This window comes from Enterobacter sp. RIT418, assembly GCF_003057745.1.
Classification (GTDB): domain Bacteria; phylum Pseudomonadota; class Gammaproteobacteria; order Enterobacterales; family Enterobacteriaceae; genus Enterobacter.
Genome location: NZ_QBJD02000011.1, coordinates 105364 through 117367 on the forward strand (window position 1 = coordinate 105364; position 12004 = coordinate 117367).

Annotated in this window: 11 protein-coding genes; 1 reads left to right on the forward strand and 10 read right to left on the reverse strand. The window is 59.1% G+C overall.

What is annotated here, in order from left to right:
• The 8 genes from ugpE to livK form a co-directional block, all read right to left on the reverse strand.
• Entirely contained in the window at positions 1–846 is an 846-nt protein-coding gene (gene ugpE / locus DBY73_RS14555) for a sn-glycerol-3-phosphate ABC transporter permease UgpE (RefSeq protein WP_112011813.1), read from the reverse strand.
• Positions 843–1730: a sn-glycerol-3-phosphate ABC transporter permease UgpA gene (gene ugpA / locus DBY73_RS14560; protein ID WP_112011814.1), complete on the reverse strand. Its 888-nt coding sequence runs from the start codon at positions 1728–1730 to the stop codon at positions 843–845. Before ugpA ends, ugpE begins: the two co-directional genes overlap by 4 nt.
• A gap of 116 nt (positions 1731–1846) precedes the next feature.
• Positions 1847–3163 carry a sn-glycerol-3-phosphate ABC transporter substrate-binding protein UgpB gene (ugpB, locus tag DBY73_RS14565; protein ID WP_112011815.1) on the reverse strand — a complete coding sequence of 439 codons (1317 nt, stop codon included), beginning with the start codon at positions 3161–3163 and terminating at the stop codon, positions 1847–1849.
• A gap of 433 nt (positions 3164–3596) precedes the next feature.
• Positions 3597–4310, reverse strand: a complete 714-nt coding sequence (livF, locus tag DBY73_RS14570) for a high-affinity branched-chain amino acid ABC transporter ATP-binding protein LivF (RefSeq protein WP_112011816.1) — start codon at positions 4308–4310, stop codon at positions 3597–3599.
• A gap of 1 nt (position 4311) precedes the next feature.
• Positions 4312–5079, reverse strand: coding sequence for a high-affinity branched-chain amino acid ABC transporter ATP-binding protein LivG (livG, locus tag DBY73_RS14575; RefSeq protein ID WP_112011817.1), 768 nt, complete (start codon positions 5077–5079; stop codon positions 4312–4314).
• Positions 5076–6353, reverse strand: coding sequence for a high-affinity branched-chain amino acid ABC transporter permease LivM (locus DBY73_RS14580; RefSeq protein ID WP_112011818.1), 1278 nt, complete (start codon positions 6351–6353; stop codon positions 5076–5078). Before DBY73_RS14580 ends, livG begins: the two co-directional genes overlap by 4 nt.
• Positions 6350–7276 (reverse strand): high-affinity branched-chain amino acid ABC transporter permease LivH, encoded by a 927-nt coding sequence (gene livH / locus DBY73_RS14585; RefSeq protein ID WP_010436488.1) that lies wholly within the window; start codon positions 7274–7276, stop codon positions 6350–6352. Before livH ends, DBY73_RS14580 begins: the two co-directional genes overlap by 4 nt.
• 46 nt (positions 7277–7322) lie before the next feature.
• Positions 7323–8432: a high-affinity branched-chain amino acid ABC transporter substrate-binding protein LivK gene (gene livK / locus DBY73_RS14590; protein ID WP_112011819.1), complete on the reverse strand. Its 1110-nt coding sequence runs from the start codon at positions 8430–8432 to the stop codon at positions 7323–7325.
• Between the two features lie 424 nt (positions 8433–8856).
• Between livK and panM the strand changes: the two genes are divergently transcribed.
• Complete coding sequence (panM, locus tag DBY73_RS14595; protein ID WP_112011820.1) at positions 8857–9246, forward strand: aspartate 1-decarboxylase autocleavage activator PanM; 390 nt, start codon at positions 8857–8859, stop codon at positions 9244–9246.
• Between the two features lie 153 nt (positions 9247–9399).
• On the opposite strand, the gene livJ is transcribed toward panM, so the two are convergent.
• Both livJ and DBY73_RS14605 read right to left on the reverse strand, forming a co-directional pair.
• The gene (gene livJ / locus DBY73_RS14600) at positions 9400–10500 is read right to left on the reverse strand and encodes a branched chain amino acid ABC transporter substrate-binding protein LivJ (RefSeq protein ID WP_146745777.1); all 1101 of its coding nucleotides are present in this window, start codon (positions 10498–10500) and stop codon (positions 9400–9402) included.
• 197 nt (positions 10501–10697) lie between these two features.
• Entirely contained in the window at positions 10698–11963 is a 1266-nt protein-coding gene (locus DBY73_RS14605; protein ID WP_112011856.1) for a 4-aminobutyrate--2-oxoglutarate transaminase, read from the reverse strand.
• Positions 11964–12004: the final 41 nt, after the last annotated feature.

Genomic DNA, 12004 nt, shown 5'->3' on the forward strand with positions numbered 1-12004 from the left:
TTATTTCTCGCTATCGACCAGGCCGCGGACAAACGCGCGCTGCATGGCTAAAACAATGACTACGGGTGGGATGAGGGTAAGCAGCATCGCCGCCATCACCTGGTTCCAGAGGGTGGTGCCTTCGCCGGTGGCGATCATGCCTTTGATGCCCGCCACGGCGGTGCCGAGGTTGACGTCCTGAACAATCAGCAGCGGCCACAGGTACTGGTTCCAGCCGTAGATAAAGGTGATCACAAACAGCGCCGCGAGGTTGGTTTTCGACAGCGGCAGCACGATGTCGCGGAAGAAGCGCATCGGCGACGCGCCGTCGATGCGCGCGGCTTCAATCAGCTCGTCCGGCAGGGTCATAAAGAACTGGCGGAACAGGAAGGTGGCGGTCGCCGAAGCCATCAGCGGCAGGGTTAAGCCCGCGTAGCTGTCCAGCATCTTCAGGTTAGCGATAACCTCCACCGTCGGGAAAATACGCACTTCCACCGGCAGCATCAGGGTAATGAAGATCATCCAGAAGAACAGGTTGCGCAGCGGAAAGCGGAACCAGACGATGGCGAAGGCCGAGAGCATCGACACCGTGATTTTGCCGACGGTGATGCAGAACGCCATGATGAAGCTGTTGAGCATCATCAGCCAGAACGGCGCGCTGTTGGCACCCACGCCCTGGGTCCAGATGGTTTTCATGTTTTCGAAAAGGTGCCCGCCTGGGATCAGCGCCATCGGCGTATCGAACACCGCTTTGGTGTCCAGCGTGGCGGCGACAAAGGCCACGTACAGCGGAAACAGAATGACGATAATCCCCAGAATCAGCAGGGTGTGGCTGAAAATCGTCAGCCCGGGACGGTTCTCAATCATTGGTAACGCACCTTACTTTCAACGTAGCGGAACTGCACCACCGTGAGGATGATGACGAGGAACATCAGCACGACGGACTGCGCGGCGGAGGCCGAAAGATCCAGGCCAGCAAAACCTTCGCGGTAGATCTTATAGATCAGCGTCGTGGTCGCCTGCACCGGGCCGCCAGCGGTCGCCGCGTCGATCACCGGGAAGGTGTCGAAGAAGGCGTACACGAGGTTGACCACCAGCAGGAAGAAGCTCACCGGGGCGATCAGCGGCAGCGATAATCTGAAGAAGCGACGAATCGGCCCAGCGCCGTCAATGGCGGCGGCTTCCACCAGCGAGCGCGGGATGGACTGCAGCGCGGCGAAGAAGAACAGGAAGTTGTAGCTGATCTGCTTCCACACCGAGGCGAACACCACGAGAAACATCGCCTGACCGCTGTTCTGCGCGTGGTTCCAGTCGTAGCCGAATTCGGCCAGGAAATGGGTGATCAGCCCGCGCCCCGGGTTAAACAGGAAGATCCACAGCACGGCAGCAACGGCGGGCGCGACGGCATAGGGCAGCAGCATCAGGGTTTGATACAGGCGGCTGCCGCGCACCACGTAATCCACCAGCGCGGCGAAAAACAGAGACGCGACAAGACCGCTGACCGTGACCAAGGCGCTGAATTTGATCGTCGTCCAGAAGGAATCCAGGTAGTAGCTGTCATGGAACAGCGCGGTGAAGTTGTCCAGGCCAACAAACTGGCTGGACAGCCCGAACGGATCGATGCTTTGCATCGAGTACCACAGCGCTTCGCCCGCGGGCCAGATGAAGAAAATAACGGTGATGACCAGCTGCGGCGCGACCAGCAGATAGGGTAGCCAGCGGGAGCGGAACACCGGACGGGATGATGACATAGGTTAGCTCTGTAGGTATTCACCCCTCACCCTAGCCCTCTCCCCATAGGGGAGAGGGAACGATTACACCCTCTCCCCTATGGGGAGAGGGCCGGGGTGAGGGGGATTAGTTTTAATTACGATTTCGTCGACTGCTCAAAGCGGCGCAGCAGCTGATTCCCGCGCTCAACCGCGGAGTCCAGCGCCTGCTGCGGGGTTTTCTTGCCGGTCCAGACGCTTTCCAGCTCTTCATCCACGACGGTGCGGATCTGCGGCATGTTGCCCAGGCGCAGGCCCTTGGTGAACGGCAACGGCGGCTTGTTCAGCATTTGACGCGTCGCGATATCCGCGCCCGGGTTTTTGCTGTAGAAGCCCTGCTCGCGGGTCAGGTCGTATGCGGCTTTGGTGATCGGCAGGTAGCCGGTCTTCTGGTGCCATTCGGCGGCAATCTCAGGCTTCGCCAGGAAGTCGAGGAACTCGGCCACGCCCTTGTAGGTGCCTTTATCTTTGCCCTGCATCACCCACAGGCTCGCCCCGCCGATGATGGCGTTCTGCGGCGCGCCCTTCACGTCTGCGTCGTACGGCATCATGCCCACGCCGTAGTTGAATTTGGCGTAGTGACGGATGTCCGCCAGCGAGCCGGAGGAGGCGGTGGTAATGGCGCAGTCGCCGTTGTAGAACTTCTCGGTGGATTCATCTTTACGGCCAAAGTAGCTGAAGTCGCCCTTCTTGTTCAGATCGGCAAGCAGCGCGATGTGCTTCACCTGCTCCGGCTTGTTGAACTCCAGAACCGCGTCGGTGCCGTCGAAGCCGTTATTTTTGGTGGCAACCGGCAGGCCGTGCCAGGCGCTGAAGTTTTCAATCTGGATCCAGCCCTGCCAGCCGCTGGCGTAGCCGCACTTCATCCCCGCCGTTTTCAGCTTCGCCGTGTACTCGGCGAGATCCTGCCAGGTTTTTGGCGGCTGCTCCGGATCTAAACCGGCTTTTTTGAAGGCGTCTTTGTTGTAGTACAGCACCGGCGTGGAGCTGTTAAACGGCTGCGACAGCAGGTGGCCGGTTTTGGAATCGGTGTAGTAGCCGGAGACGGTCGGCACGAACTGGGACTCATCGAAGCTGATGCCCGCGTCTTTGAACACTTCGTAGACCGGCTTGATGGCTTTGGAGGCCATCATAGTGGCGGTACCCACTTCGTAAACCTGTAACAGGGCAGGCGCGTTGCCGGTACGGAAGGCGGCGATGCCCGCGCTCAGGCTCTGCTCGTAGTTGCCTTTGTACACCGGCACAATTTTGTAATCCGGATGAGCGTCGTTGAAACGCTGCGCCAGGGAGTCAACCTCTTTACCCAACTCCCCTTCCATGGAATGCCAGAACGGAATGGTGGTAACGGCCATTGCGTTTGTCGCAAAAGCCAGACCGATTGCCAGACCTAAAGCCGTGTGTCGTAACGATGTCATTGTCATCTCTCTTATTATGCCGGGATGCGCGATATCACGCGTTTTATGCTCGCGAGGTAACATGACATGCTCGAATGACAGAAAAATAACCGTTTGTTTGCAGATAAGTGACAGCCAGGCGTCAGGGGGATGATGGTTGTGTGAAGGGGGATCGGTGCGGTCTGGTGCCCTCACCCCGGCCCTCTCCCACGGGGAGAGGGAGAAAACACTAAAAAAGGCAACGTGTGTTGCCTTTTTGCTTTTACCTCGTGCGGTCTGGTGCCCTCATCCCGGCCCTCTCCCACAGGGAGAGGGAGAAAACACTAAAAAAGGCAACGTGTGTTGCCTTTTTGCTTTTACCTCGTGCGGTCTGGTGCCCTCACCCCGGCCCTCTCCCACAGGGAGAGGGAGAAAACACTAAAAAAGGCAACTTACGTTGCCTTTTTGCTTTTACCTATCCGCCTAAATACGCACTCCGCACCGCCTCGTTCGCCAGCAGCGCGTCACCGGTATCCTCAAGCACCACGCGACCGTTTTCCAGCACGTAGCCGCGGTCGGCGAGCTTCAGCGCCTGGTTGGCGTTTTGCTCAACGAGGAAGATGGTCATCCCCTCTTTGCGCAGCTGTTCGATGGTGTCGAAAATCTGCTGGATAATGATCGGCGCAAGGCCGAGCGACGGCTCGTCCAGCAGCAGCAGGCGCGGCTGGCTCATCAGCGCGCGGCCAATCGCCAGCATCTGCTGCTCGCCGCCGGACATAGTGCCCGCCCGCTGGATGCGGCGCTCCCACAGGCGCGGGAAGAGTTCATATACCCACTTGATGCGGGTCTGAAACTCGTCGCGGTGGGCGAAGAAGCCGCCCATCGCCAGGTTCTCTTCCACCGTCATGCGGGAAAATACGCGCCGCCCTTCCGGCACAATCGCCACCGCTTCGCGCATGATTTTGGCGGTCTGCCAGTCGGTAATGTCTTTGCCATCAAACACAATCCGCCCGCTGGACGCGCGCGGATCGCCGCACAGGGTGCCGAGCAGCGTGGTTTTGCCCGCGCCGTTGGCGCCAATCAGGGTGACGATTTCCCCCTGGTTGATATGCAGGCTGACGTCGTGCAGCGCCTGGATCTTGCCGTAGTGCGCGTTGACCTTGTCAAACGTTAACATCGCTTTTTCCATCTTATGCCTCACCCAGGTATGCGCGGATCACGTCCGGGTTGTTGCGGATCGCTTCCGGCGTGCCGTTGGCCAGCGGCGTGCCCTGGTTTACCACGTAGATACGGTCGGAAATGCCCATCACCAGCTTCATGTCGTGCTCAATCAGCAGGATGGTGGTGTCGTGACGATCGCGCAGCTCGGCGATCAGCTCGTCCAGCTCCTTGGTCTCTTTCGGGTTGAGGCCCGCCGCCGGTTCGTCGAGCATCAGAATTTCCGGTTGCGTCACCATGCAGCGCACGATCTCCAGACGGCGCTGGTCGCCGTAGGCCAGGTTGCTGGCCTGGCGGTTAGCGTGCTGAAGCAGGCCGATGCGGTCGAGCCAGGTGGCGGCGCGGTCCAGCGCTTCCTCCTGCGCGCGGCGAAACGCCGGGGTTTTCAGCAGGCCGGAGAAGACGCCCGTTTTGAGCTGCTGATGCTGCGCCACCAGCAGGTTTTCAATCACCGTCATCTCGCGGAACAGACGCACATGCTGGAACGTTCGCACCACGCCCATGCGGGCGATCTGCTGGCCCGACAGCCCTTCAAGGTGCTGGTCGCGCAGCATAATAGTGCCGCCCGTCGGCTTGTAGAAGCCGGTCAGGCAGTTGAACACCGTGGTTTTCCCCGCGCCGTTCGGGCCGATCAGGGAGACGATCTCTTTCTTGTGCAGATCCAGAGAGACGTTGTTGACCGCCAGCAGGCCGCCAAAACGCATCATCAGGCCGTTTACGGATAATAATGGCTGACTCATGCCTGCTCTCCTTTTACTTCCGCATCTTTAAGCTTCAGCTGCGGACGGGTCATCGGCAGCAGGCCCTGCGGACGCCAGATCATCATCAGCACCATCAGGCCGCCCAGCATCAGCATGCTGTATTCGTTAAAGTCGCGCATCAGCTCGCGGGAGACCACCAGCAGGATCGCCGCAAGAATAACGGCGAACTGCGAGCCCATCCCGCCCAGCACCACAATCGCCAGCACGAAGGCAGACTCGGCAAAGGTGAACGATTCCGGGCTGACGAAGCCCTGGCGCGCGGCAAACAGCGTTCCGGCAAAGCCCGCAAACGCGGCGCTGATGGTGAATGCGGTCAGCTTGATGCGGGTCGGGTTCAGGCCCAGGGAGCGGCAGGCGATCTCATCCTCGCGCAGCGCTTCCCACGCGCGGCCCAGCGGCATGCGCAGCAGGCGGTTAATCACGAACAGGGTTATCACCACCAGCAGCAACGCCACCAGGTAGAGCCAAATCACGCGGTCGGACGGGTCGTACTTGATGCCAAAGAAGTTGCTGAAGGTGTCCCAGCCGCCTTCGCGGGCGGTTCGGCTGAACTCCAGGCCGAAGAAGGTCGGTTTCGGGATCTGGCTGATGCCGTTCGGTCCGCCGGTCACTTCGGTGTTGTTAAGCAGCAGGATACGCACGATTTCGCCGAACCCTAAGGTCACAATCGCCAGATAGTCGCCGCGCAGGCGCAGCACCGGGAAGCCGAGCAGGAAGCCCGCGGCGGCAGAAACCAGCCCCGCCAGCGGCAGGCAGGTCCAGAAGCCGAGGCCGTAATAGTGGTTTAGCAGCGCGAAGGTGTAGGCCCCGATGGCGTAGAAGCCGCCGTAGCCGAGCACCAGCAGGCCAGAAAGACCGACCACCACGTTCAGGCCGAGGCCCAAAATCACGTAGATCATGGTCAGGGTGGCGATATCTACCGTCCCGCGCGAGACCACGAACGGCCACGCCACGGCGGCCACCAGCAGCGCCACGAGGAACAGCTTCTGCTTCACGGTTGAACCGTCGATAGCCGGCAGCACGAATTTAGGCCCAGAGACGCCTTTCAGCGTTTTCTGGAACAGCGGGCGCAGCAGCTGGAACAGGAACACCACCGCCGTGCCGATAAACACCCACTGCCAGCGGATGTCAGGGGCAGTATCGACCACCAGCTTAGTGCCGTTCAGCTCGAGCTGGACGCCCATAAAGACGCCCGCCAGCACGAAGAACATGGCGGCAGAGAGCAGCGCCATTGCAAAATGCATCGGTTTCATACTTTCTCTACCTCCGGACGGCCCAGAATACCGGTAGGCATTACCAGCAGAACCAGAATCAGCAGGGCAAACGACACCACGTCTTTGTATTCAGTGCTCAGGTACGCCGAGGAGAGCGCTTCCGCCACGCCCAGGATCAGCCCGCCGATCATCGCCCCCGGAATGCTGCCGATACCGCCGAGTACCGCCGCGGTGAAGGCCTTCATCCCGGCCATAAAGCCGATGTACGGGTTAATCACGCCGTAGAACTGGCCGAGCAGCACGCCCGCGACCGCCGCCATTGCCGCGCCGATCACGAAGGTCAGCGCAATCACGCGGTCGGTGTTGATGCCGAGCAGGCTCGCCATCTTCAGGTCTTCCGCGCAGGCGCGGCAGGCGCGCCCCATGCGGGAGTAGCGGATGAAAATGGTCAGGGCGAGCATTGCCAGGAAGGTGACAACCCAAATCACCAGCTGCATGGTGGTAATCGACGCGGAGAAGTTTTCGCTCGCGCCCACAATCCACTGGCCGTTGAACAGGCTCGGCAGCGCCACGTCGCGCGAGCCTTCGGTCAGACTAACGTAGTTTTGCAGGAAGATGGACATCCCAATCGCGGAGATCAACGCAATCAGGCGCTTGGAGCTGCGCACGGGCCGGTAGGCGACGCGCTCGATGCTCCAGCCGTAGGCGCTGGCGATCACGATCGCGCCGACGAACCCGGCGGCAACCAGCAGCCAGCTGCTGTCGATGCCCATCATCATCAGCGCGGCGATAATCATAAAGGAGACATAGCTGCCGATCATGTAGACCTCGCCGTGGGCGAAGTTGATCATGCCGATAATGCCGTAAACCATCGTATAGCCGATGGCGATCAGCGCGTAGGTGCTTCCCAGCGTGACGCCGTTAAACATCTGCTGCAGGAAATAGAGAAACTGCTCGGACATATGCAAACCTTTTTAAACCCGCCCGGCGGTCCGGGCGGTGGGATGATTATTTGGCGGCCGAGGAAGATCCGTCGGCGTGCCACTTAAAGACACCAAATTCAAATCCCTTCAGATCGCCTTTCTCATCCCAGTTCAGCGGCCCAATCACGGTGTTCGCCCCGTGCGCTTTTAAATCTTTCACCAGATCCAGCGGCTCTTTGCTGCCGGTACGGTCCATTGCCGTTGCCAGAGACTGCACGGCGGCGTAGGTGATCCAGACGTACGGACCGCTCGGATCTTTCTTCTGCGCCTTCAGCGCGTCCACGATAGCCTTGTTCGCAGGATCCTGGTCATAGCGTTTTGGCATCGTGACCAGCATGCCCTCGGCGGCATTACCCGCGATGTTTGACAGCGAGGCGTTGCCCACGCCTTCCGGCCCCATAAACTGGGTTTTCAGGCCGGTGGCGCGCGCCTGGCGCAGCATCTGGCCCATTTCCGGGTAGTAGCCGCCGTAGTAAACGAAGTCGATGTTCTCTTTTTGCAGACGGGCAATCAGCGCCGAGAAGTCTTTCTCGCCCGCGGTGATGCCGTCGAAGAAGACGATGTTCGCGCCGCCTTTTTTCAGGCCGTCCTGCACGGAGCGGGCCAGGCCTTCGCCGTACTGCTGTTTGTCATGAATAATGGCAATGCGCTGCGGCTTGACGGTCTCGAGGATGTACTTCGCGGCGGTTGGTCCCTGCGAGGAGTCCAGGCCGGCGGTACGCATGATGTGCGCGTAGCCGCGTTGGGTCAGCTCCGGGTTGGTCGCGCCCGGGGTGATCATCAGAATGCCTTCATCTTCATAGATATCGGACGCGGGCTGCGTGGACGATGAGCAGAGGTGGCCAATCACGTACTGGATGCCGTCATTGACGATTTTGTTGGCAACCGCGACGGCCTGTTTCGGATCGCAGGCGTCGTCATATTCCACCGCCACCAGCTTGTCGCCCTTGATGCCGCCCTTGGCGTTGATGTCTTTGATCGCCTGGCGCGCGCCGTTGAACTCCATATCGCCCCATTGGGCAACCGGACCGGACATCGCGCCGACCACGGCAACCTTGATGTCATCAGCCAGTGCAGACTGTGAAATCGCCAGTGCAACCATTCCCGCGATCAATGCCTTCGCGTTCCTTTTCATTTCAGAATCCCCATTCGTGACGTGATGTTTATATTTTGTTTTATTATGGTTAAAAAGCATTCTGTACTTTTAATGAACAACGCTATTTTTACCAGTGCCTTTAATGGTTTAGCGCGGTTTTTTGTCAAAAACCAGACTAATATCTCTATTTTTCAGGCGATTAAGCAAAGATAATATTCTGAATTCAGGCAGAGATAAACAAATAAAAGCGCAGTTTGCAGCATAAAATAACGGTACAATGCGCCGAATAAATCACTACCCATCAGGTTAAAATTCTGCTTATTTTTCGATCCATGTGTTTTCGAACTGCGCAACGCGCTGCCAAAAAACTAATCACCTGGTAAATGGGAATAAAAAGAGAAAGCGCCTGAGCAAATAAATTGAGTACACTGGCCGCACTCTTTTTGATTTGGACACGCAGCTAATGAAACTGACTATCGTGCGTCTGGTGACCTTTAGCGACCAGGATCGTATCGACCTGGGCAAAATCTGGCCGGAATACTCTCCTTCGTCGCTGGCCGTTGACGAAACTCACCGCATTTATGCCGCGCGCTTTAACGAGCGCCTGCTGGCCGCCGTTCGCGTGACGCTGAGCGGCACAGAAGGGGCGCTGGATTCACTGCGCGTGCGCGACGTCACCCGCCGTCGCGGGGTCGGACAGTATTTGATTGAAGAGCTGATCCGCGAAAACCCGAGCGTCACTTCCTGGTGGATGGCGGACGTGGGCGTGGAAGACCGCGGCGTGATGGCCGCGTTTATGCAGGCGTTGGGATTTACGGCGCAGGCGAATGGGTGGGAGAAGCGGCAGGGTTGATCTGTGCGGACTGATGCCCTCACCCCGGCCCTCTCCCACAGGGAGAGGGAGAACACCGAATAATCCCTCTCTCCCAAAGGGGAAGAAGAACGCCGAACTATCCCCTCTCCCTGTGGGAGAGGGTTAGGGTGAGGGCATCAATCCGCACCCATATTATTTGGCATCCGTCGCCGTGCCGTTAGCATGCCAGTCAAACACGCCGAACTCGAAGCCCTTCAGATCGCCCTTCTCATCCCAGGACAGCGGCCCCATCACGGTGTCCACCTTGTTTGCCTTCAGCCAGGTGGCAATTTCCGCCGGATCGGCTGACTGGTTCAGACCCGCCTGCAGAGACTGCAGCGCAGCGTAGGTGGTCCAGACGAACGCGCCGCTTGGATCCTGTTTCTTGGCCTTGATCGCATCAACAACCGGCTTGTTCGCAGGCACCTGGTCGTAGTTCTTCGGCTTGGTCACCAGCAGGCCTTCGGCTGATTCACCCGCGATGTTGGACAGGGACACGTTAGCCACGCCTTCCGGTCCCATGAACTGGGTTTTCAGACCGGCCGCGCGCGCCTGGCGCAGGATCTGACCCATTTCCGGGTGGTAGCCGCCGTAGTAAACGAAGTCGATGTTCTCTTTCTTCAGGCGCGCCACCAGCGTGGAGAAGTCTTTTTCACCGGCGGTGATGCCGTCAAAGAACACGATGTCCGCGTTGGCTTTCTTCAGGTTGTCCTGCACGGAGCGCGCCAGGCCTTCGCCATACTGCTGTTTGTCATGCACAATCGCGATGCGCTTCGGCTTCACTTTCTCAACGATATATTTCGCGGCGGTTGGGCCCTGATCGGAGTCGAGGCCGGTAGTGCGCAGGATCAGCTTATAGCCGCGCGCGGTCAGTTCCGGCGCGGTCGCAGCCGGAGTGATCATCAGAATGCCTTCGTCTTCGTAGATGTCAGACGCTGGCTGAGTAGAGGAAGAACACAGGTGGCCGATAACGTACTTGATGCCGTCGTTCACCACTTTGTTCGCGACCGCGACCGCCTGTTTCGGGTCACACGCGTCGTCATATTTCACGATCTGCAGCTTTTCGCCTTTGATGCCGCCCTTGGCATTAATGTCGGCAACCGCCTGCTCTGCGCCGGTAAATTCCTGGTCGCCGTACTGCGCTACCGGGCCGGACATCGCGCCCACAACGGCCACTTTAATATCCGCCTGAGCCATGGAGCTGAATGCCAACGCCATACATCCTGCCAGTAACGCTTTACCCTTCATATTCATCCTGAGATTCCCCATTATTATGGTTATTACGATTGTTGTGATGTTGTTGTGTAGCGCTTTATTTCAGTTATAGGCGTGCTGTTCGCGCTTTTTCAGCATACTCTGCTAAAACATACCCCATTTTTATGATTTTGGAATAGATAATTTGAAATGTATATATGCTAAGCCCGGCCGCCGTAATGGCCGGGCGTTTGGCTTTAATGAGTCAGCGCCGCAGAAATAATATCCAGCGCTTCGCGGAACTGCGCTTCGGGAATGGTGAGCGGATAGAGGAAGCGAATTACGTTGCCGTAGACGCCGCAGCTCAGCAGAATCAGCCCCTGCTGGAGCGCGCGCGCCTGCACCTGGCGGGTAAACTCAGGCGACGGCTGCCCGGTTTGCGGATCGTTAAATTCTACTGCCACCATCGAGCCCTGGGCGCGGATATCGGCGATATATGGGCACTGGCCTTTGGCCTTATTCAGCACTTCAACCAGATGATGCCCAAGGTGCGACGCGCGCGTGCAGAGATCTTCTTCGTCAATCACGTCAAGCACCGCGTGCGCGGCGGCAATCGCCAGCGGGTTCCCCGCGTAGGTGCCGCCTAGACCGCCGGGCGCGGGGGCGTCCATCACCTCCGCCCGACCGGACACCGCGGAGAGCGGCATCCCGCCCGCCAGGCTTTTCGCCATGGTAATCAGGTCCGGCTTCACGCAGTGGTTTTCCATCGAGAAGAGTTTGCCGGTGCGCGCAAAGCCAGTTTGCACCTCGTCGGCAATCAGCAGAATGCCGTGTGTGTCGCACAGCGCGCGCAGCGCCTGCATAAAGTCAGCCGGGGCGACGTTAAACCCGCCCTCGCCCTGCACGGGCTCAAGCACGATCGCCGCCACCTGCTCGGGCGAGATATCCGCCTTGAAGATACGCTCTACGCTTTTGATCGCTTCCTGCGAACTGACGCCGTGCAGCGCGTTCGGGTACTGGGCGTGATAGACCGAGCCGGGGAACGGGCCGAAGCCGAGCTTATACGGAGAAACTTTCCCCGTGAGCGCCATGGTCATGAACGTGCGCCCGTGGAACGCGCCGCCGAAGGTAATCAGCCCGGGGCGCCCGGTGTACGCGCGGGCAATTTTCACCGCGTTTTCGACGGCTTCCGCGCCGGTGGAGAAGAAGGCCGTTTTGGCGGGGCCGTCAACCGGCACGCGGGCGTTGATGCGCTCGGCCAGCGCGACGTAGCCCTCATAGGGGATAATCTGGTATGCGGTGTGGGTAAAGGCGTGGAGCTGCTTTTCGATGGCGGCAATAATTTTGGGATGGCGGTGGCCGGTATTGAGAACGGCGATCCCGGCGGCAAAATCGATGTACTCGTTGCCTTCCACGTCCCACACGGTGGCGTTTTCGGCTTTCTCGGCATAGAAGTTACACATCACCCCAATGCCGCGCGGCGTGGCCTGCAAGCGCCGCTCGTTCAGTTCGTTATTCTTCACGGTCTCCCCCTGATGATCGCATGCGTAGCGCATCAGTAAGT